The organism is Neorhizobium turbinariae (assembly GCF_023223505.1).
Taxonomy (GTDB): domain Bacteria; phylum Pseudomonadota; class Alphaproteobacteria; order Rhizobiales; family Rhizobiaceae; genus Neorhizobium; species Neorhizobium turbinariae.
Window position 1 is genome coordinate 213660 of record NZ_JALPRY010000004.1, and the last position, 20713, is coordinate 234372.

General features: G+C 62.1%; 21 protein-coding genes. 10 read left to right on the forward strand and 11 right to left on the reverse strand.

Annotated features, from left to right (window positions below):
• The first annotated feature begins 48 nt into the window (after nucleotides 1-48).
• Both M0654_RS04120 and M0654_RS04125 read left to right on the forward strand, forming a co-directional pair.
• Nucleotides 49-702: a thiamine phosphate synthase gene (locus M0654_RS04120; protein WP_118850392.1), complete on the forward strand. Its 654-nt coding sequence runs from the start codon at nucleotides 49-51 to the stop codon at nucleotides 700-702.
• A gap of 9 nt (nucleotides 703-711) precedes the next feature.
• The gene (locus M0654_RS04125) at nucleotides 712-1848 is read left to right on the forward strand and encodes a tetratricopeptide repeat protein (protein WP_248681959.1); all 1137 of its coding nucleotides are present in this window, start codon (nucleotides 712-714) and stop codon (nucleotides 1846-1848) included.
• A 21-nt stretch (nucleotides 1849-1869) separates the two neighbouring features.
• On the opposite strand, the gene M0654_RS04130 is transcribed toward M0654_RS04125, so the two are convergent.
• Nucleotides 1870-2085 (reverse strand): hypervirulence associated TUDOR domain-containing protein, encoded by a 216-nt coding sequence (locus M0654_RS04130; protein WP_248681960.1) that lies wholly within the window; start codon nucleotides 2083-2085, stop codon nucleotides 1870-1872.
• A gap of 222 nt (nucleotides 2086-2307) precedes the next feature.
• Here M0654_RS04130 and M0654_RS04135 point away from each other — a divergent pair, with 222 nt between their 5' ends.
• The 4 genes from M0654_RS04135 (at nucleotide 2308) to M0654_RS04150 (ending at nucleotide 5544) form a co-directional block, all read left to right on the forward strand.
• Entirely contained in the window at nucleotides 2308-3108 is an 801-nt protein-coding gene (locus M0654_RS04135; protein ID WP_118850389.1) for an inositol monophosphatase family protein, read from the forward strand.
• A 132-nt stretch (nucleotides 3109-3240) separates the two neighbouring features.
• Nucleotides 3241-4290: a flagellar motor protein MotA gene (locus tag M0654_RS04140; RefSeq protein ID WP_248681961.1), complete on the forward strand. Its 1050-nt coding sequence runs from the start codon at nucleotides 3241-3243 to the stop codon at nucleotides 4288-4290.
• 3 nt (nucleotides 4291-4293) lie between these two features.
• The gene (locus tag M0654_RS04145; RefSeq protein WP_248681962.1) at nucleotides 4294-5325 is read left to right on the forward strand and encodes a peptidoglycan -binding protein; all 1032 of its coding nucleotides are present in this window, start codon (nucleotides 4294-4296) and stop codon (nucleotides 5323-5325) included.
• A 3-nt stretch (nucleotides 5326-5328) separates the two neighbouring features.
• The gene (locus tag M0654_RS04150; protein ID WP_248681963.1) at nucleotides 5329-5544 is read left to right on the forward strand and encodes a hypothetical protein; all 216 of its coding nucleotides are present in this window, start codon (nucleotides 5329-5331) and stop codon (nucleotides 5542-5544) included.
• Here the strand turns inward: M0654_RS04150 and M0654_RS04155 are convergent, their stop codons facing one another.
• Entirely contained in the window at nucleotides 5545-6816 is a 1272-nt protein-coding gene (locus tag M0654_RS04155) for a glucoamylase family protein (protein WP_248681964.1), read from the reverse strand.
• A 43-nt stretch (nucleotides 6817-6859) separates the two neighbouring features.
• Nucleotides 6860-8656 (reverse strand): ABC transporter transmembrane domain-containing protein, encoded by a 1797-nt coding sequence (locus tag M0654_RS04160; RefSeq protein ID WP_248681965.1) that lies wholly within the window; start codon nucleotides 8654-8656, stop codon nucleotides 6860-6862.
• A gap of 185 nt (nucleotides 8657-8841) precedes the next feature.
• Between M0654_RS04160 and rpmE the strand changes: the two genes are divergently transcribed.
• Nucleotides 8842-9063, forward strand: coding sequence for a 50S ribosomal protein L31 (gene rpmE, locus M0654_RS04165; RefSeq protein WP_118850383.1), 222 nt, complete (start codon nucleotides 8842-8844; stop codon nucleotides 9061-9063).
• A gap of 136 nt (nucleotides 9064-9199) precedes the next feature.
• Here the strand turns inward: rpmE and rcdA are convergent, their stop codons facing one another.
• The 3 genes from rcdA to M0654_RS04180 all read right to left on the reverse strand — a co-directional run bounded on the left by rcdA (nucleotide 9200) and on the right by M0654_RS04180 (nucleotide 11612).
• Nucleotides 9200-9712, reverse strand: a complete 513-nt coding sequence (gene rcdA, locus M0654_RS04170; RefSeq protein ID WP_118850382.1) for a protease adaptor protein RcdA — start codon at nucleotides 9710-9712, stop codon at nucleotides 9200-9202.
• A gap of 433 nt (nucleotides 9713-10145) precedes the next feature.
• A complete protein-coding gene (locus M0654_RS04175) occupies nucleotides 10146-10337 on the reverse strand; it encodes a DUF1192 domain-containing protein (protein ID WP_248681966.1) in 192 nt (63 codons plus the stop codon).
• Between the two features lie 15 nt (nucleotides 10338-10352).
• A complete protein-coding gene (locus tag M0654_RS04180) occupies nucleotides 10353-11612 on the reverse strand; it encodes an MFS transporter (RefSeq protein ID WP_118850380.1) in 1260 nt (419 codons plus the stop codon).
• A gap of 186 nt (nucleotides 11613-11798) precedes the next feature.
• On the opposite strand from M0654_RS04180, the gene M0654_RS04185 reads away from it, so the two are divergent.
• Nucleotides 11799-11966: a hypothetical protein gene (locus M0654_RS04185; RefSeq protein WP_248681967.1), complete on the forward strand. Its 168-nt coding sequence runs from the start codon at nucleotides 11799-11801 to the stop codon at nucleotides 11964-11966.
• A gap of 60 nt (nucleotides 11967-12026) precedes the next feature.
• Entirely contained in the window at nucleotides 12027-12416 is a 390-nt protein-coding gene (locus tag M0654_RS04190; RefSeq protein WP_248681968.1) for a GFA family protein, read from the forward strand.
• Between the two features lie 95 nt (nucleotides 12417-12511).
• Here M0654_RS04190 and M0654_RS04195 read toward each other — a convergent pair whose 3' ends face one another.
• The 5 genes from M0654_RS04195 to tkt form a co-directional block, all read right to left on the reverse strand.
• Complete coding sequence (locus M0654_RS04195) at nucleotides 12512-13408, reverse strand: fructose bisphosphate aldolase (RefSeq protein ID WP_248681969.1); 897 nt, start codon at nucleotides 13406-13408, stop codon at nucleotides 12512-12514.
• 217 nt (nucleotides 13409-13625) lie between these two features.
• Nucleotides 13626-14828, reverse strand: a complete 1203-nt coding sequence (locus M0654_RS04200) for a phosphoglycerate kinase (RefSeq protein WP_248681970.1) — start codon at nucleotides 14826-14828, stop codon at nucleotides 13626-13628.
• A 111-nt stretch (nucleotides 14829-14939) separates the two neighbouring features.
• Entirely contained in the window at nucleotides 14940-16760 is a 1821-nt protein-coding gene (locus M0654_RS04205; RefSeq protein WP_248681971.1) for a potassium/proton antiporter, read from the reverse strand.
• Between the two features lie 248 nt (nucleotides 16761-17008).
• Complete coding sequence (gene gap / locus M0654_RS04210; protein ID WP_118850374.1) at nucleotides 17009-18016, reverse strand: type I glyceraldehyde-3-phosphate dehydrogenase; 1008 nt, start codon at nucleotides 18014-18016, stop codon at nucleotides 17009-17011.
• 69 nt (nucleotides 18017-18085) lie between these two features.
• A complete protein-coding gene (tkt, locus tag M0654_RS04215) occupies nucleotides 18086-20059 on the reverse strand; it encodes a transketolase (protein WP_248681972.1) in 1974 nt (657 codons plus the stop codon).
• A gap of 363 nt (nucleotides 20060-20422) precedes the next feature.
• Here tkt and M0654_RS04220 point away from each other — a divergent pair, with 363 nt between their 5' ends.
• Nucleotides 20423-20695 carry a DUF4164 domain-containing protein gene (locus M0654_RS04220; protein WP_118850372.1) on the forward strand — a complete coding sequence of 91 codons (273 nt, stop codon included), beginning with the start codon at nucleotides 20423-20425 and terminating at the stop codon, nucleotides 20693-20695.
• Nucleotides 20696-20713 lie beyond the last annotated feature (18 nt).

Below are 20713 nucleotides of genomic sequence, written 5' to 3' on the forward strand. Positions count from 1 at the left end.
CAGAACACGAGCGCGGATTTGTCTCCTTATCCGCTGAACGGACATGAGATGAGTAAAATGGAAGAGCGCTGCCGACTGGTCCTGATCGTACCGGAGGCCGAGGATCTTGCCGAACAGGCAAAAAACCTTGAAGCCGCGCTAGCAGCGGGCGACGTCGCCTCGGTCATCGTTCCGCAATATGGTTCGGACGACCAGGTGTTCCAGAAACGCGCCGAGACACTGATCCCGATCATCCAGGATGCAGGTGCTGCCGCCCTGGTCGCCGGCGATACCCGGATTGCCGGTCGCACCAAGGCTGACGGGCTGCACATTGCCGGCAATGTCGAGGAACTGGGCGAGGCGATCGAAAAGCATGCGCCGAAGATGATCGTCGGCGCCGGCGGTGCCTCCGACCGGCACCAGGCGCTGGAGGTCGGCGAACTGCGGCCCGACTATATCTTCTTTGGCAAGCTTGACGGCGACATCAAGCCGGAAGCTCATCCGAAGAACCTGGCGCTCGGCGAATGGTGGGCCTCGATGATCGAGATCCCCTGCATCGTCATGGGCGGCACGGATCTTTCTTCCGCACTGGCTGTCGCCGAAGCCGGCGCCGAGTTCGTGGCGCTCCGGAGCGCTGTTTTCTCCCATCCCGAAGGAAGCGCTGCCGCTGTCGCTGCCGTCAACGCCTTGCTGGACGAAAAAGCGCCACGGTTTGAGGCTTGATGGCTGCCCATGGGTTCGAACCGATCTTTGCGTGTGATTTGTGGCAGTCTGGGCGTGGCATTGGCCGCGCTCATCTCTTTGCCGCCTGCTGCCTTGTCCCAATCGGACCAGAAGGCGATCACGCGTCCGCTCGAGCCTGACAACCAGCCGATCAAGAGTGATCGGGTGGAAACCCGGCCTGTTGCGGGAGCTGCCAAGGGTAACCAGCCGGCTGACAGCCAGCCCGACGGCATTGTCCCGTCGAGCGGCGTCAACGTTTACCAGCGCATGGGTGCTGCCCTTCCGCCTGCTCCGCCGGAAAAGCCGTATAACGGGCCGATTGACGAAGCTTACGGCGCCTACCAGCGCGGGCTCTACCTGACGGCACTCGACAAGGCACTGACACGCGCCGGTGAAGGCGATGCCGCCGCGCAGACGCTCGTCGCCGAAATGACGACGAAGGGGCAGGGGGTCAAGCGCGACACCAAGGCTGCGGCTTTCTGGTACCAGAAAGCCGCCGAGGGTGGCGATCCGGCCGCGATGTTCCAGTATTCGCTGTTATTGATGTCCGGTCGCGACGTGCCGCGCGACAAGAAGCTCGCCGACGAATACATGCGCAAGGCAGCCGAGGCCGGCAATTCGTCTGCACAGTTTAACTGGGCGCAGATCCTGGTTTCCGAGAACCCCGGCGAAAAGGGGCTGCGGCTGGCGCTTCCCTTTTACGAGAAGTCGGCCGCGCAGGGCGTTGCGGATGCGCAATATGCCGTGGCCCAGCTCTACATGACGCTGAAGGACGTGCCGGAGGAAAAGAAGGCGCAGGCGCGAACCTGGCTGGAACGGGCCGCAAAAGCTGGCTTCGATACGGCGCAGCTCGACATGGGCCTTTGGTACGTCAACGGCGTTGCCGGCGAGCGCGACTATGACAAGGGCTTCCAGTGGATCAAGATTGCCGCAAGTCGCGGCAATGTGGCGGCCCAGAACAAGCTCGCGCATCTTTACATCAATGCGCTCGGCACCCGGCCCAATCCGGTCGAGGCGGCCAAGTGGTATGTCCTGTCACGCAGGGCGGGGCTGCAGGATCCGGAACTGGAAGATTTCTACCTCGGCATCAACGAGGAAACCCAGAAGAAGGCGATCGAGGCCGCGAACCGGTTCCGCCGCGGCTGATCCTTCAGGCTGATCACCAGGTCAGTGGCTGGTCTTGTGCAACTGGTCCGGCTTGTGGGCGGCGCGTTTGCCGGTCTTGGCGCTTTCCACGATATATTCGGGATTGTCCTTGGAGGCTTTCACCTCGTGGCCCTTGATCTTGGTCGGGCTTGTCTGCTTCTTGACAACCTTGCCTTCGGTCTTGCCCTGGCTGGTGTTCCAGGTCACCTTGTCGCCGCTCTTCAGGTTCTCGCTCATTGATCGCTCCTTGGGACGTGAGCCTGCGCAACGTCGGCAAAGCGCCATCGTTCCGAATTGGAGCATCTCCGGCACCCGCAAACATGGCTGCCATGCTTGATGAGGCCTCGGCGCGACTTGAATTTCCCGCATTTTTGTGGTCATGAAGCCGCCCATCAATCAAGAATGAGATAATAGCGTTCTGCACCCACGCATGCAGACGGTTCCCCAAGGATTTCCTTCATGGCTCGCTCCGCCCTTCTCAATGTCATGGTTCAGGCTGCCCTCAAGGCCGGCAAGTCGCTATCGCGCGATTTCGGCGAGGTGCAGAACCTGCAGGTCTCGGTGAAGGGGCCGAGTGACTTCGTTTCCCAGGCTGACCTGAAAGCTGAGAAGATCGTGCGCGACGAGCTGTTGAAGGCGCGCCCGACCTACGGCTTCCTCGGCGAAGAAGGCGGCGAAGAAAAAGGCACCGACGGCGCCCATCGCTGGATCGTCGACCCGCTCGATGGCACGACCAACTTCCTGCACGGCATTCCGCAGTTCGCCGTGTCGATCGGGCTTGAGCGCAACAACGAGATCGTTGCCGGCGTCATCTTCAACCCGGCCACGGACGAACTTTATACGGCGGAAAAGGGCGGCGGCGCCTTCCTCAACGACCGCCGTATCCGCGTGGCTGCCCGCCGCGTTCTGTCCGATTGCGTCATCGGTTGCGGCGCGCCGCATCTTGGCCGCGGCAACCACGGCAAGTTCCTCGTTGAACTGCGCCACGTGATGGGTGAAGTCGCCGGCATTCGCCGCCTTGGCGCCGCAGCGCTTGACCTCGCCTATGTCGCCGCCGGTCGTCTCGACGGTTTCTGGGAAACCGATCTGTCGCCGTGGGACATGGCAGCCGGCCTCGTATTGATCCGTGAAGCTGGCGGCTTTGTCAGCGACATGCGCGGAACCAACAGCATGTTCGAGAGCGGCAATGTGGTTGCCGGCAACGAACTCATCCAGAAGGCGCTGCTGGAAGTCGCAAACCGGCCTGTACCGCAACGCTGAGTTCAGCCTCCATTGAAGTGAACTTGCGGTGCAGGAGCGGGATATCTCACTGTTTTCCGCAGGTTCCGCACTTCAATTCGTCGCATTTTTCCACTAGCCTCCGGCGCAACCTAGTACCGGAGACAATGCGTCATGGCGAATGCGACAGTGGGCGATTTGGACGAGTCGGAGACAGGCCGCGGTGGCTATCTGTACAAGCTCTCCAATCCCGCCTCCTTCCTGTGGACGATGGCGATCTTCCTGATCATCGTCGGCTTCGTCGCCGCCATCCTGTACCGACAGGCAGCGCATGCCTTCCAGACAAACCCGGGCCTCAACGGGCTGATCCTCGGCGTTCTGCTGATTGGCATCATCCTGGTCTTCAACCAGGTGATAGGGCTGGTTCCGGAAGTCCGGTGGTTCAACTCTTTCCGGGCTGCCGGCAGCGCTGACAAGGTCGGCCGCGAGCCTAAGCTGCTCGCGCCGATGCGCACGCTGATCGGCAGCCGTCGCGAGATGGCGCTGTCGACCACCGCCTTCCGCTCCATCCTCGACTCGATCGGCACCCGGCTCGACGAATCGCGCGACACGTCCCGCTACCTGATCGGCCTACTGGTTTTCCTCGGCCTGCTCGGCACCTTCTGGGGCCTCATCGAAACGATCGGCTCGATCAGCAACGTCATCGGCGCGCTCGACCCGAATTCCGGCAGCTCCAACGACGTGCTCGCCGCCATCAAATCGGGCCTGGCGCAGCCGCTGAGCGGCATGGGCACAGCGTTCTCGTCCTCGCTGCTCGGTCTGTCCGGCTCGCTGATCCTGGGTTTCCTCGACCTGCAGGCGGGCCGCGCCCAGAACCGCTTCTACACCGAGCTTGAAAACTGGCTGTCCTCGGTGACCGACCTCGGCTCCGACCTGCCGGTCGCAGCACCGGTGGCCTCCACCGGCTCCTCGGCCGAGTTGCGGGCGCTCACCGAACAGCTTCGGGCGCTTGCGGCCGCGCAGGCGAGGGGCTCAAGTGACGGCGCGACCAACGATCGGTCGCTCTCGGCCATGGCCAATCTTGCCGAAGGCATCCAGGGGCTGGTCAAGAACATGCGCAACGAGCAGCAGATGTTGCGCGACTGGATCGAAGCCCAGCAGGAAGAATCGAAAGCCATGCGGCGCACCCTCGACCGGCTCTCCGACAAGATCGGAGGGAAGTAACAGATGGCGCTCGGCAAGAACCGCCGTCGCGAGCGGGGTGTCGATTATTGGCCAGGCTTCGTGGACGCCCTGTCCACGCTGCTGCTTGCCATCATGTTCCTGCTTACCGTCTTCGTGCTGGCGCAGTTCCTGCTCAGCCGCGAGATATCCGGCCGTGACGAGGTTCTGAACCGGCTGAATAGCCAGATCGCCGAATTGACCGAACTGCTGGCGCTGGAAAAGAGCAACAGCCAGGATTTCGAGGACCAGCTTGTGACCCTGCAGTCGTCGCTCGCGACTGCCGAAAGCGAGCGCTCGCGGCTCCAGCAATTGCTGAACCAGGGCGCGGGCAACAGCGAGGCCGCCAATGCAAAAATCGGCGAGCTTACCAACCAGTTGAACCAGGAACAGCAGATCAGTGCGCGTGCGGCAAGCCAGGTGGAATTGCTGAACCAGCAGATCGCCGCGCTACGGGCGCAGATCGCTGCCGTGGAGCAGGCACTGCAGGCATCGGAGGCGAAGGATGCGTCTTCGCAGGCGCAGATCGCCGATCTCGGCCGACGGCTCAACGTGGCGCTGGCGCAGCGGGTACAGGAGCTCAACCGTTACCGGTCGGACTTCTTTGGCCGGCTGCGCGAAATCCTTTCCGACCGCGAAAACATCCGCATCGTCGGCGACCGCTTCGTGTTCCAGTCCGAGGTTCTGTTCCCCGTCGGTGGCAACGAGCTTGATCCGGCTGGCCGGGTTGAGATGGACAAGCTCGCCACCGCGCTGCTTGATCTCGCCAAGGAGATCCCGGCGGAAATCAACTGGGTGCTGCGTGTGGATGGCCACACCGATAACGCACCGCTGTCGGGCACCGGACGCTACCGCGACAACTGGGAGCTCTCCTCGGCACGGGCCACCTCCGTGGTGAAGTACCTCATCTCCAAGGGCGTACCGGCAAACCGTCTCGTCGCGGCAGGCTTCGGCGAGTTCCAGCCGATCGCGCCGGGTGATACGCCGGACGCACGGTCGCAGAACCGCCGCATCGAGCTGAAGCTGACGGAACGCTAATCCATGACCGAGAAGCCAGACATGAGCGCGGTGTTGAAGGCCGTCGCGGACAGCCCGAAGCGCGAGAACAGCACCTATCACAAGGCGATGGCCGATGCCCGGCAGATATTCGCCGAGGCTGAGGAAGCGCTCGGTGGCCCGGTGACCTTCAAGATCAAGACGAAGACGAAGCGCAACGGCAAGCACATCGTCAAATGGACCTTCAAGCGCGCCGACTGATCAGGCGTCGGCAGGGCTGATGCCGTGGGTGGTCGAGGTGAAGCCGAGCCGCGACAGGCCACGCCGCACCTCCGGCGCGCTCATGAACAGCTTCCACAGCAGGCCTGAACGAAAGTTCTCGATCATGGCGATGATCGGCCCCTGGTCGATCGCGAGATAGGTCGGCGCCATCCAGCCGGTCTTCGGCTTGAAGGAGTCGATGAAACCGAAGCGTCCGTAGAGTTTACCCCGCCCGTAACCCAGTATGGCGCGCATCGCCGCTTCGGCTTCCGCAGGCAGGAAGGGTAAGCTGGAAAGCGCGGCTGTCGGCGCGATGACGCCCTTGTCATTTATCGGCGAAAAGGCACCGTAACCCCGCGGGCCTTCGGATGCGGTGAGACCCCAGACACCGGTGGCTCGATATTCCGGCACGGTCATGCAGTAGTCGTGGTTGATGCGGGCATGCGCAACGCCCTGTGCCAGGTAATCGTCGCAATAGGCGTCGCTCAAGCCCCGTGGGTCGAGCGCGCAGAAGCTGTATTGCCCGAGGAAAAGCGGGCCGCCATAAGGCTCGCCGAGTGGCAGGAGCGTGCCGAGATAGTTTGCGCCATTGCGCATCTCTCCGGAGCGTGCCCAGCCCTTGTGGTAGCTGTCTGCCGATATGGGGAAGGTCTGCGAGCCGGCAGCCAGCACATAGGTTGACAGGGCCTCGTTCCAGCCGCGGATCGGCAGGTTCATGATCCAGTTGTAGTTCGGGCTCCAGTGCCAGTAGAGCGGGCCATCGTCGACGCCGCGCGTGTACCAGTTCCATTCCACCGTCTCGAGCAGGCGGTTGATGCGGTAGCAGAGCGCCTCTTCCTCCTCCGTGCCGCCGGAGAAGTATTGGCGGGCGCAGATGAGCCCCTGCATCAGGAAAGTCGTCTCGACAAGATCGCCGCCGTTGTCCTTTTTGGAGAAGTGCATGGCGTCGGCCGTTGTGCCGTCGAGGAAGTGCGCAAAGGCGCCGTGGAAGCGCGGGGAGCGGGCGAGATGCTCCAACATGCGTGCCAGCCGCTCAAGCGCTTCTCTGCGGCTGATCCAGCCGCGTTGCGTCGCGACAATGATCGCGAGCACACCGAAGCCAACGCCGCTCACCGAGATGATGTTGGGTGAGGGGGCGCCGGAGACGAAACATTTGTCGAAGGGAAGGCCGCTTTGCGGATGGGCGCCGTCCCAGAAGAACCTGAAGGTCCGTGACTGGATCTCGTCGAGCCAGAGGTCAAGCGGCGATGTCTGCGGGTCCAGGCTCGTCATGGGCGCTTCAACATGGTGTCACGCGAACCGCTTGGCGGCTCTATCAGACCGCGGAGGGCAAGCGCTGTTCGATGTCCTGGAACTGAAGCCGGGCAAGTTTGGCATAAAGCCCTCCCTGCGCCACCAGGCTCTGGTGGGTTCCTTCCTCCACCACCCTGCCGTCTTCCAGCACGAGGATCCGGTCGGCCTTCAGAACGGTGGCGAGCCGATGGGCGATCACCAGCGTGGTACGATCCTGCATCAGGCTGTCGAGCGCCTTCTGGACGAGCGTTTCGCTTTCGGCATCGAGCGCCGAGGTCGCTTCGTCGAGCAACAGCACCGGCGCGTTCTTCAGGATCGCGCGCGCAATCGCGATGCGCTGGCGCTGGCCACCGGACAGGGTGATGCCGCGCTCGCCAGCGAGCGTGTCATAACCATTGTCGAGCTTCGAGATGAACTCGTCGGCCTGGGCGGCAATCGCTGCGGCACGCACGGCCTCACGGCTGGCGTCTGGCATGCCGAAGGCGATGTTGTCGTGGATCGAGGCGGCAAAGATCGTCACGTCCTGCGGGACGATCGCCAGCCGCGCCCGAAGCTCTTCCAGCCGCGCCTGCCGCAGGTCGACGCCATCGAGTTTCACGGTGCCCGATGCCGGATCATAGAAGCGCATGAGGAGCGAGAAGATGGTGCTCTTGCCGGCACCGGACGGCCCGACGATCGCAACCGTCTCGCCCGGCTTCACATGGAATGACAGGTTGTTGAGCGTGATCGAGCTCACCCGCGTCGGGTAGGCGAAGGAGACCGCATCGAACTCCACCTCGCCGCGCGGAGGGGCCGGAAGTACCATGGGCGTCTGCGGGTCGCGAATCGCGGGCACTTCTTCCAGCAGTTCAGTCAGGCGTTCAGCCGCGCCGCCGGCTGCCGACAACTCGCCCCAGACTTCGGACAGCTGGCCAAGCGAGCTGGCCGCAATCACCGAATAGAGTACGAACTGACCGAGCGTGCCGGCTGTCATCGTGCCGGAGAGTACGCTTTGGGCGCCGTACCAGAGCACGCCGACAATGCTGCCGAAGACGAGGAGAATCGCAAAGCCGGTCAGCAACGCGCGGGCGCGGATGGCCGCCCGCGCCGCGCCATAGGCGTCTTCCACGGTTCCAGCATAACGGTTGGTCGCCGTCGCCTCGCCACCAAAGGCCTGGACGGTGCGGGTAGCGCCGATCACTTCGGCTGCGAAGGCGGATGTCGCGGCGAGCGTATCCTGGGCAGCGCGCGAGCGCTTTCGCACGGAGCGGCCGAAGGCGACCAGCGGAAAGACGATCAAGGGGATCGCGCCGAGCACCAGCGCAGACAGCTTCGGGCTCGTATAGATCATCATGCCCATGGCGCCGAGACAGAGGATCGTGTTGCGCAGCGCCTGCGAAGCGGAAGATCCGAACGCCGACTTGATCTGCGTCGTGTCCGCTGTCAGCCGCGAGACGATCTCGCCAGACTGGTTGACGTCGTAGAAAGAAGGCGACAGTCGGGTGATATGCGCAAAGACCTCGCGGCGCAGGTCCGCGACCACGCGCTCGCCGATGGTGATGACATAATAGTAGCGCATGGCGCTCGCGACCGCGAGCATCGAGGCCAGCGCCATCAGCATGCCGAAATAGTTGTTGATGAAGCTGCCGTCAGCGGCGGCAAATCCGTGATCCACCATGCGCCGGACGGCCAGCGGCAGTGCAAGCGTGGTGGCGGCGGCGAGAATCAGGAAGAAGACGGCAGCGGCGACGAGCGAGCGATACCGCGCAAGATACGGAAGCAGCCTTGTCAGCGGTCTAAGGGCTTTGGTTCTCGGCTGCTGTTCTCGGGATTCGGCCAATTTTTCCTCGGCATGCGGGAGCGCGGTTTCAGGTCGCGCGGGTACTTGTACTTCGGCTGGCCTTCCTGTATAGGCTCCGCATCGAATTGGGAAGCCGTGGCCGGATCGGTCAGCGGCTTCATTTATTACAGAGCGTCCTCGCTCGCATATGCGACACATGGACCTCGCAGCGCAGGATTATCGACATGAAGGCTGGCATCCATCCCGAATACCACATGATCAAGGTCGTCATGACCGATGGTACCGAATACCAAACCCGCTCGACCTGGGGTTCGGAAGGCGAGACCATGAACCTCGAAATCGACCCGAAGTCGCACCCGGCCTGGACCGGCGGTAACCAGCAGCTTCTGGACCGCGGCGGCCGCGTTTCGAAGTTCAACAAGCGCTTTGGTGGTCTCGGCCTCTAATCGGCCAAAGACATCCAATTCGAAGAACCCGGCGAAAGCCGGGTTTTTTGTTGCCTGCGTTTCAGGAAGAACAAGCCCGGCAGAAACGAAAAAAGCAGGCGCGAGGCCTGCTTTTGCAATTTCGATGTTCGGATGCTTAGTTGCCGAAGGCGGTCTGGAGAAGGTTCAGCTGGGCGCGAACGCTGTTCTCGTTGTCCGGCATGACGGCCGGCTCTTCGGGGCGGTAGATCTCACGGTCGAGCAGGGCGATGCGATTCTGCAGGCGAAGCGAGCGCTCCACGAGATCGCGAAAACCTTCCGGCAGGTCGTTCCAGCCCGGGGCATTGCGGTCGACGTTGAAGCCTTCGAGGCGAACCTTGTTCTTTTCCGACAGAACCTGGTCGCGGCTCATCTCGCCATTGTTGACGGCGCGCTGCAGCAGGAGCCAGGATGCCATCTGCATGAGGCGGGTGGTGAGCCGCATAGACTCGGCCGCGTAAAGCACGGATGCCATGCGGGGAAGAACCTTGGACGCAGCGCGGCCGGTGCCATCGAGGTAGCTGGCGGTTTCTTCAACCAGCGCCATGCCCTCGGTGTAAAGCGCCTTGAACTGCGACGATGCTGCGGCGCGGCCGGCGAAACTGACAGTGTTCAATCCCAGTTCGGACATCGAATTCATCCTGCTAACGCAATTACTTCAGGCAATGACCTTGCCGCGGAAAAGTTCCGCTCGGGTCTCAACGACCTTGAACATGATACCTATAATGCAAATCCGCAAGGCGTTTGTTAAGGAAAGGTTAATACCCACAAGAAGTGGTAAACGCCTTTGCCTTTCGTCTAAGCGGAAGGCGTGTGGCTGTCCCGTTTCCCTACGCACCTGCCGCCTGTAGCTCTAACGTAAACGCCGGAAATGGCAACAGAACAAAAAAGAAGAGCCGCGGAAAGGCGGCTCTCAAGGTAAAACAGGGAGAAATCAGACCATTCGCCGAACGGTGAAACTGTCTGAGTCCAGGAAGCCTGGACGGTCTTATATTCTCTATTAATGATTAATATAGTCTTAAAGGCGCTCAATATTTACTTGTCTTGTCCAGAAACGCGACGCTTTAGCTCTTGAAGAAGCTGTCGGCAGCGCGCCGTCCGGCGAGCTTGCGTTCCTTCTCGGCGTCGAGGCGCGCAATCTCTTCCTTCAACAGCCTGACGCGTGAGTCGAGCTCGTCAGCCGACAGCAGCGACAGGTCGGCACCGATTTCGTGAGTCACCGGTTTCTTGGGGCGATCGTCTTCAAAAAAGCTCATGCGCGTTCCTCCTCCTTAGCGGCCTGGCTGGGTCTCGCTCGCGGCCCGCGGATCGAGCGACAGGCTTTCCGGTGTCACATGCGGCGCGGTGGAGGCTGCAGCCGTCGTATAGGCGCCGCGATCGGCCGCGGGCACGGGCGCGCGTTTACGTGCGCGCAGGATGGCATAGATCGCCACAAGTGCATGCGCCCCGGCGGTGACGGAGAAGAGTGCATAGGGACCAGCCCAGGTCATCACCGGGCCGCCAAGTGTCGGGCCGATGATCGTGCCGATGCCGAACAAAAGCAGCAACCCGCCGGACACCTTCACGAAGTCCTCTGGCGCGGCGAAGTCGTTAGCATGGGCGACGGCGATTGGATAAAGCGCGTTCGCCGCAGCGCCGTAGATCGCCACCAGCACCACAATGCCATAGACATCAGCGGGGCGGATCGCGACGATCGCAAGACCGGCAAGTGCGGCAGCAGCCGAGAGGCCCGCCAGCACATAGCGGCGATCCATCCGGTCAGAGAGGCGCCCGGCCGGAAACTGCATGATGGCGCCGGCAAAAATGGTGATCGAGACCATCGCGGCGACCGCGCCGTTGTCGAGCCCGGCTCGGGTGCCGAACACGGCGCCGAGCGTGCCATACGCGCCGTTGGCAGTGCCGATCAGCAGGATGCCAATGCAGGAGATGGGCGAATTGCGGAACAGCGCCTTGAGATCGAGCCGCGCCCGTTTCAGCGGCTGCGGCGATGCCGCCTTGGAAAGTGTCGTGGGCAGTGCGGCGATCGAATACAGGATGCCGCAGACCATGAAGAGCGTTGCGGTCGCGACATCGGCGAGCGGCACCATCAACTGGCCGCCGACCACGCCGAGCAGGGTGATCGAGATGTAGAAGGAAAAGATCGTGCCGCGGTTTTCCGGCGTCGCCCGCTCGTTCAGCCAGCTTTCGATGATCATCGAGGTGCCGGCAGTGCAAAAACCGGTAATGGCGCGCAACACCAGCCAGGTGTTCTGGTCGACGAGCAGACCGGTCAAAAGCACGTTGAGGCAGATCAGCGACAGGAAGCCGGAGAAGGCGCGCACATGGCCGATGCGGCGCACCACATTGGGCGCCACGAAACAGCCGATGACGAAGCCGGATGCCCAGGTGGTGCCGAGCAGGCCGAGCACCTCGTTCGAGTAACCTTCCTGGGATCCGCGGACCGGAAGCAGCAGACCCTGCAGGCCATTGCCCAGGAAGAGGAAGAGCGTTCCGCAAAGGAGGGCGAGGACTGGAAGGAGGTTTCGTCTCATCTTTGCTGCGATCTGCTCATGTGCGTCTGCGACTCGCGGTAGCTCCGGCGCTAGCATTGTTGCATAGAGCTGAACCGCGCGTTAACGAAGGCGGAGCGGATAACGGTCCCCAAATCCCCTCCGGAACTATCTGTGGTGGAGGGCAAAAATGTCCAGCCTGTGGCGCTTGCCGGAACGAAGACCAGAATGACCAAGGCAATCGCCGTCCTGCTCATGCTTGCGATGATCGCCCAGATCATCAAGCCTCTCGGCCTGCCGGGTCTGAGGCGTCGCGCCGATTTCTGGAAGCTGGCGCTGTTTGCCTTCGCGTTGTGGAGTGCTGCCCTCATCCTGCGGGAGTTGACCGGCACCTGAGGTTGATCTGGCCGCAGATCCTTGCTTGTCTTCGCCTTCACGCGAAGAGAGGAGGGACAAATGGAACGGGTTGAAGGTGGTTGCTCCTGCGGGCAGGTCCGGTTCGTGGCAACCGGGCGACCGTACCGGGTCGGGATCTGCCATTGCCTGGATTGCCGCAAGCACCACGGGGCGCTTTTCCACGCCTCGGCGATCTTTCCCGAAAATGCCGTCACCGTAACAGGCGAGACCGGATCTTATGCCGGCCGTCATTTCTGCCCACGTTGCGGATCGCCCGTCTTTGGCCGCAGCGGCGACGAGGTCGAGATCAACCTCGGTTCGCTCGATAAGCCGAACCAGTTCAAACCGACCTATGAGCTTTGGACCATCCGACGGGAAAGCTGGTTGCCGCCGTTCCCGGTGAAGGGTTTCGAGCGGAACCGCGAGAGCGACAGCCGGTCGGAAGACTGACAACGAAAAGGCCGCTCCGTTGCCGGGGCGGCCTTCTTCCTCCCATGAAGAGGCGTTCTCCTACCGCCTCTTCGAGATATCTCGTGTAGCCTTAATCAGGACTTGTTGACGCTCGCCGCGTAGATCTGGTCGATCGTTGCAGCCAGGCTCTTGTTGAACTCGTCGTCGCTCATGGAGACGCGCAGGTTCTCGGTCAGCGCGCGCGAGAAGCTCGCGATCATGCCGCGGTTGTGGCTGAGCTTTTCGCACGCATCCGCGGTGCTGTAGCCACCGGAAAGCGCCACGACGCGAACGACCGATTTGTGCGCCACCAGCGGCGCGTAGAAGTCAGCGACAGTCGGGATGGTCAGCTTCAGCATGACCGTTTCGCCGGCCGGCAGCTTGTCGAGTTGTGCGGCAATCTCGTCGCGAAGAATCGCTTCGGCTTCCTGCTTGGTCGGGCTTTTGATCGAAACTTCCGGCTCGATGATCGGCATCAGGCCCTGGCCGATGATCTGGCGGGCGACTTCGAACTGCTGCTTCACGACCGCCGCAATGCCGGCCTTGTCAGCATGCGCAATGACGGAGCGCATCTTGGTGCCGAAGATGCCCTTTTCGCGACCGCGGATCAGCAGCGCGTCCAGATCCGGCATCGGCTTCATCACCTGGGCGCCGTTTTCTTCCGCCTCAAGACCCTTGTCGACCTTCAGGAACGGTACGACGCTGCGTTCCTCCCAAAGGTAGGACGGAACCGGCTGGCCGTTTACGTCGCCATCCATGGTTCGCTCGAAAAGGATTGCGCCGATCACCTTGTCGCCGGTGAAGGCCGGCGCGGTCATGATGCGAACCCGCATTGCGTGCATCAGGCGGAACATTTCCTCTTCGCTCTGGTAATCCGATTCAGAGACGCCGTAGAGGCCTAACGCTTTGGGTGTCGAACCGCCGCTCTGGTCCAGCGCCGCAATGAAACCAGGCGCAGAGCTCATCTTGTTCAACATCTTCGCGTCCATCATCCAACCCTTTCCCTGGATCCGGCGCCTTATGCGCCAGTCTCTCCCTAAGCTGCCATTCGCGGATAACAGAAGTTTTTTTAAAGGGGAATGCCGCCTCAAGCTGTTGAAACGATTGAAATTATTTCAATCGTTTAAATCATCTAAATATTTTTAAAATGGTTTACGACGGAAAGCGCTGCCATATATGCCGCGCTTTCCTGCTTGTTTTTCAGCAACTTCAGCCGTTTTTCGTCAGAACGGCAACGCCCGGAAGCTCCTTGCCTTCCATCCATTCCAGGAAGGCGCCGCCTGCCGTCGAGACATAGGAGAAGTCGTCGGCAACGCCGGCGTGGTTGAGGGCCGCCACGGTATCGCCGCCGCCTGCAACCGAGATCAGCTTGCCGGCCTTGGTCTGTTCGGCGGCATGCCTGGCCGCGGCAACGGTCGCCTTGTCGAAGGGCTCGATCTCGAAGGCACCGAGCGGACCGTTCCAGACGAGCGTGGAGGCTTTCGAGATCCAGTCGCTGACCGCATCCACGGACTTCGGGCCGACATCGAGCATCATGGCGTCAGCCGGGATGGCATCGATCGCAACCGTTTCGTTTGCCGCACCTGCCTTGAACTCGCGTGCAACGACGCCGTCCACCGGCAACACGATGGCGCAGCCGGAGGCTTCCGCCTCGGCCATGATGGCCTTCGCGGTCTCCGCCAAGTCATGCTCGCAAAGCGACTTGCCGACATTGACGCCCTTGGCGGCAACGAAGGTATTGGCCATGCCGCCACCGATCACCAGCGCGTCGACCTTCTTCACGAGGTTCTGCAGCAGGTCGATCTTGGTCGAGACCTTGGCGCCGCCGACGATCGCGACAACCGGGCGGGCCGGATTGCCGAGGCCCTTTTCCAGCGCTTCCAGTTCTTCCTGCATGGTGCGACCGGCATAGGCGGGCAGGTGATGCGCCAAGCCTTCGGTCGAGGCATGCGCGCGGTGGGCTGCGGAAAAGGCATCGTTGACGAAGATGTCGCCATTCTTCGCAAGCGCTTCGGTGAAGGCAGCGTCGTTCTTTTCCTCCCCCTTGTGGAAGCGGGTGTTTTCCAGAAGCAGGATGTCGCCATCCTTCATCGAGTCCACGGCCTTCTCGGCGTCAGGGCCGATGCAGTCGGCGGCGAACAGGATCTTGGTGCCCAGTACCTCGTTGACGGCCGAAACGATCAGCGACAGCGACATGTCGGCGACCGGTTCACCCTTCGGGCGGCCAAAATGGGCAAGCAGGATGACCTTGGCGCCCTCGCGGGACAGTTCCTGGATGGTCGGTGCGACGCGCTCGATGCGGGTCTTGTCCGTCACCTTGCCGTCAGACACGGGGACGTTGAGGTCAACGCGCACCAGGACGCGCTTGCCCGAAAGGTTGGTGAGGTCGTCAAGGGTTTTGAAGGCCGGCATGTGCTGATCCACTCTCCTCTAAAATTCGAGCGGACCATACTATGACTGAACCCGGACGCAAGGGCGTGCGTGACAGGGCAGGGCGCCAAGCCACCGGCTAAGTGCCCGACGCTATTTCACGGCGGGCACGTTCTTGCCGCGATACTTGCGCAACCGGTCGCGGATGCGGTGGGCGATCTCGCGCATGTTGATGAAGATCGGCAGGTTGGTGGCCGGCTCCACCGGCTCGAGCGACACGCCGATGCTGCGCAGGTTATCCTGGTCGTCCAGTTCGCGCACGATGAGGATGATCGAACCGAAGCGGATGCGGTCGGCATATTCGGCCCTGCCGCCGAGGCGCGACGTGATCAACTCGCCGACCGTCATGTTCTGCTCGGCTGGGGTGAGCAGGCCCGGCCCATAGGCGGCATCCAGTTCCTTGGCGGGCCGCGTCGGCGAGATCGCAAAAGCACCGAAGAAATCGGCGTCGTCGTCGTCCACCGGCACCTGGCTTGCGAACAGCCGGTCGAGCAGCTTTGAATACGCCGGCAGGACGAAGAGGTAGACCTGGTCGTTTTCCTTCAGGCGGCCGGCATACTGGTAGCGCATGCTGCGGCCGTCGCGAATGACGAGCGACGGCATGGCCCAGCGCGGGATGCGTTCACCGGCGAGAATCGGGCTGTCCTTCATCACACGGTAGGAAATCAGTTCGTGATGGGCCGTGCCGGGCAGGTCGAGCTCGATCTTGTCCACCGAGCCGATGCGCGGCGGGATGATGAGGCCGAGATATTGCGCCACCGGCTTGATGGTCCAGCCCTGAACGAGGAGCGATACGAGCACGATGATGAAGGTGGTGTTGAAGAACACCGTGCCGTTTTCAACGCCGCTCAGCACCGGCATGATGGCGAGCAGGATCGACACCGCGCCGCGCAGGCCGACCCAGGCGACAAAGCCGGTTTCCTGCTGGGTGAAGTCATAAGGCAGAAGACTGAGCCACACTGCGATCGGGCGAGCGATGAAGACGAGGAAGAGCGCCAGCAGGATCGCCGGCAAGAGGATCGAAGGAAACTGCGAGGGCGTGGCAAGCAGGCCGAGCACCAGGAACATGATGATCTGCGCCAGCCACGTCAGCCCCTCGTTGAAGCGGACGATCTGCGACTTTGCAAACATCTTGCGATTGCCGGAATAGATACCTGCGACATAGACCGCCAGGAAGCCGCTGCCGCCCATCGTGCCGGTGAACGAGAAGACCAGCAACGCCAGCGTCAGCACGAAGATCGGCGCCAGCCCGCGGTCGGAGGTGAAGCGGTTCAACACCGCCACGATCATCACGCCGCCGAGCAGGCCAAAGAGGACGCCGAGGCCCATCTGCTCCACGAAATGCAGCAGGAAGCGGAAGTCGATATTGGAGAAGCCCTGGCCGGTGGCGACGAGTTCGGCAAGCGCAATCGTCAGGAAGATCGCCATCGGGTCGTTGGTGCCCGACTCGACCTCGAGCGTCGAGCGCACCTTGTCGCGGATGTTGATCCCGCCGATGCGCAGCAGGAAGAAGACCGCCGCGGCATCCGTGGAGGCAACGATCGAGCCGAGCAGCAGCCCTTCGAGCAGCGAGAAGTCCATCAGCACCACGGCGGCAAGCGAGAAGATGCCGGTGGTCAGGATGACGCCCAGGGTTGCAAGCGTCAGCGCCGGGGCGGCGGCGATCCTGAAGGAATGGATCGGCGTCATGAACCCTGAATCGAACAGCACCACCGCCAGCGCCAGCGATCCGAGCATGAAGCTGAAGGAATAGTTCTCGTAGCGGATGCCCAGCCCATCGACGCCGGCGGCAAGCCCGATCGCCAGGAAGATCAGCAGAAGCGGGGCGCCGAAGCGGAAGGCGAGGAGGCTTGAAAGAGCCGCCACAAGAACAAGAATCGTCCCGACCAACAGGACAATGTAAAACGCCTCCACCTGAGAAGTCCCCTTAAGCTGCCATTGCGCACAGGCGTCGGTTCGTCAGCACCCTGACGGACAAAACCGCAGCCGCGGGAGGCTGCAAGATCAAGTTCGTTGTTTGGCAGGCCGACAGGAGGCGGGCGACTCGACACAGTAACGAGACTAGGCGGGAAGAAATCCGGCAAGAGAAGGGCAGGAATGGAAAAAGCCTCCCTTCTTGTGAAAGGAGGCTTTCGAAGTTCTTCAAGCTGCGATGAATTGGGTCAGATCAGCTTGGCGAAGGCGACCGCGGTATCCGACATACGGTTGGAGAAGCCCCACTCGTTGTCGTACCAGGTGAGGATACGGACGAAGTTGCCTTCCATGACCTTGGTCTGGTCGATCGCAAAGATCGAGGAGCGCGGGTCGTGGTTGAAGTCGCGCGAAACGAGCGGCTCTTCCGTATAGCCCAGCACACCCTTGAGCGGACCGTCGGCGGCAGCCTTGATCGCTTCGTTGATTTCTTCTTTCGTGGTGTTGCGCTTGGCAACGAACTTCAGGTCGACGACGGAAACATTCGGGGTCGGGACGCGGATCGACGAGCCGTCGAGCTTGCCCTTCAGTTCCGGCAGGACGAGGCCAACGGCCTTGGCGGCACCGGTCGAAGTCGGGATCATCGAGAGCGCTGCAGCGCGGGCGCGATACAGATCCTTGTGCATCTGGTCGAGCGACGGCTGGTCGTTGGTGTAGGAGTGGATGGTCGTCATGAAGCCATGCTCCACGCCGATCAGGTCGTTGAGGACCTTGACCACCGGCACGAGGCAGTTGGTCGTGCAGGACGCGTTGGAGATAACCTTGTGTTCCTTGGTCAACTGGTCGTGGTTGACGCCGTAGACGACCGTGAGGTCCGCGCCATCAGCCGGGGCCGAGACGATGACACGCTTGGCGCCAGCCGTCAGGTGGGCGGCAGCCTTGTCGCGCGCCGTGAAGATGCCGGTGCATTCCATGGCAATGTCGACGCCGAGTTCACCGTGCGGCAGGGTGGCCGGATCCTTGATCGCGGTGACCTTGATCTTCTTGCCGTCGACAACAATCGAGTCGCCTTCGACCTTCACGTCGTTCGGGAAGCGGCCGTGGATCGAGTCATAGCGCAGCAGGTGGGCGTTGGTCTCGACCGGGCCCAGGTCGTTGATGGCAACGACTTCAATATCGGTGCGGCCCGACTCGACGATCGCGCGCAGCACGTTGCGGCCGATACGGCCAAAGCCGTTGATGGCAACCTTTACAGTCATGGATGTTCACTCCCTCGGAAATTGCTTTGCAGGTAGAGGCGGAGACGGCGCCGGCAAGGCGCCGCCGGCTCAGAGCTGTGCTTCGACTGCGGCGACGACAGCCTCGGCGGTGATGCCGAAATGCTTGAAGAGATCCTTGGCCGGGCCAGAAGCGCCGAAGGACTTCATGCCGATGAAGACGCCGTCGTGACCGATGAACCGGTCCCAGCCTTCGCGCACGCCAGCTTCAACAGCGATCTTGATCGGCGAATTGCCGAGGATTGCCTGCTGGTAGGTTTCGGGCTGCTCTTCGAAAAGCTCGACGCAAGGGACGGACACGACGCGGGTCGCAATGCCCTTGCCGTCGAGCGTTGCCTGCGCCTTCAGAGCCAATTCCACTTCCGAGCCGGAAGCGAAGATGGTGACCTTGGCGTCGGCCGCCGACACGAGCTCGTAGGCGCCCTGGGCGCAGAGGTTCTTCTCTTCGTAAGTCTTGCGAGCCGGTGCCAGGTTCTGGCGGGTCAGCGCCAGGCCGGACGGGCGGTGCTTTTCCTTCAGCGCCAGCTGCCAGCACTCTGCCGTTTCCGTCTCATCAGCCGGACGGAAGACAAGCAGGTTCGGGATGGCGCGCAGGGCGGCAACGTGTTCCACCGGCTGGTGGGTCGGGCCGTCTTCGCCAACGCCGATCGAGTCATGCGTCCAGACATGCACGACGCGGATGCCCATGAGGGCCGCGAGGCGCACCGACGGGCGGCAGTAGTCGGAGAAGATCAGGAAGCCGCCGGAATAGGGGATCAGGCCGCCGTGCAGCGCGATGCCGTTCATCGCAGCCGCCATGGCATGCTCGCGGATGCCCCAGTGCATGTAGCGTCCGGAGAAGTCGGTCGGGGTGATCGACTTCATCTGGCTGGTCTTGGTGTTGTTCGACGGCGTCAGGTCGGCAGAGCCGCCCAGCGTTTCGGCGACGATGCCGTTGATAACTTCAAGCGCGTCTTCGGACGCCTTGCGGGTGGCAACCGTCGGGTTGTTCTCGGCAATCTTCTTCTTGAAGGCGTCGATGGCGCTATCGAAGTTGCCCGGCAGCTCACCCGAGAAGCGGCGGTTGAACTCGGCCTTCTTGTCAGAAGCGGCCAGACGCTCTTCCCATTCCTTGCGGGTCTTGGTGGAACGCAGGCCGGCGAGGCGCCAGGCGTCCAGCACATCGGCCGGAACCGAGAAGGCGTCCGCTTCCCATTCGAGCGCCTTGCGGGTCGCGGCGATTTCCTCGGCGCCGAGCGGCGAACCATGGACCTTGTGGGTGCCGGCCTTGTTCGGTGCGCCGAAGCCAATGATCGTCTTGCAGGCGATAAAGGTCGGGCGGTCGGACTGCTGCGCAGCCTCGATCGCAGCCGAGATCTGGTCTACGTCATGGCCGTCGACTTCGATCGTGTTCCAGTGTGCTGCCTTGAAGCGCATGATCTGGTCGGTCGAATCCGACAGGGAGACGGCGCCATCGATGGTGATGGAGTTGTTATCCCAGAACAGGACCAGCTTGTTGAGCTTCAGGTGGCCGGCCAGCGCAATTGCTTCCTGGCTGATGCCTTCCATCAGGCAGCCATCGCCGCACAGCGCATAGGTATAGTGGCTCTGGAGATCCGAGCCGAATTCTTCTTCGAGCTTGCGCTCTGCGATCGCCATGCCAACGGCATTGGCAATGCCCTGGCCGAGCGGACCGGTGGTCGTTTCGATGCCCGAGGCGTGACCGTATTCCGGGTGGCCGGCGGTCTTGGAGCCGAGCTGGCGGAACTGCTTGATATCCTCGATGCTCATGTCCTCATATCCCGTGAGATAGAGAAGCGCATAAAGGAGCATGGAGCCGTGGCCGGCCGACAGCACGAAGCGGTCGCGGTCCGGCCAGAGCGGGTTCTTGGGGTCAAATTTCAGGTAACGCGTGAAGAGCACGGTCGCGATGTCGGCAGCGCCCATCGGCAGGCCGGGGTGACCGGAATTGGCCTTCTCCACAGCATCCATGGCAAGGAAACGGATCGCGTTCGCCATCCGGTTGTGTTTGTCGCGAGAGATCATAGCTATTCCGCTTGTTCCGGGTGTCGATATCGGCCGCAGCAGGGTTACCGGAAGTGGACCCGCGGGCCGTCTGGGAGCGGCTGATCCTTATCAGGTGCAACGCGCAAGTCAACAAAAGCACGCCCCATAACACGGGCCTCGCGAGGAAGTTTCATGCATTTGCCGGTAGGACGAGAAGGCTGCTTGCGGAGGCCCGCAGGCCGCATGGCATAGTTGACGATCCACAGTTAGCAGCGGCCGGTAAACCTATGTTGATTGACCGGTCAAATGGCCGCGAATAGTCTGCGATGCACGTTGTTGCGAGATGCCGGTTCGATTCGGCAGGTCACCAACAACAGACGGAATATCGGCGGGAAGGCCTGGATGCCGGCGGAAAAGACGATCGAAATGGCGATTTCGCAGCTCAATGCTGCCATCAACGGGCTGGAAAGCGCGGTGGATGCGCGCATCGAACGCCAGCGCGAAAGCCATGACGCGGAAAACGAGGTCCGGCGTGTGCATGCCGACCGGGCGCGGCTCGCGCATGAGCTGGACCAGTCGCAGTTTCGCGCCAACCGCCTCGAAGAGGTCAATAGAGAAGTCTCCCGGCGGCTTGTGACGGCGATGGAAACCATCCGCGCCGTGCTCGATCGCTGAAGCGGGATCGGAAGGAAC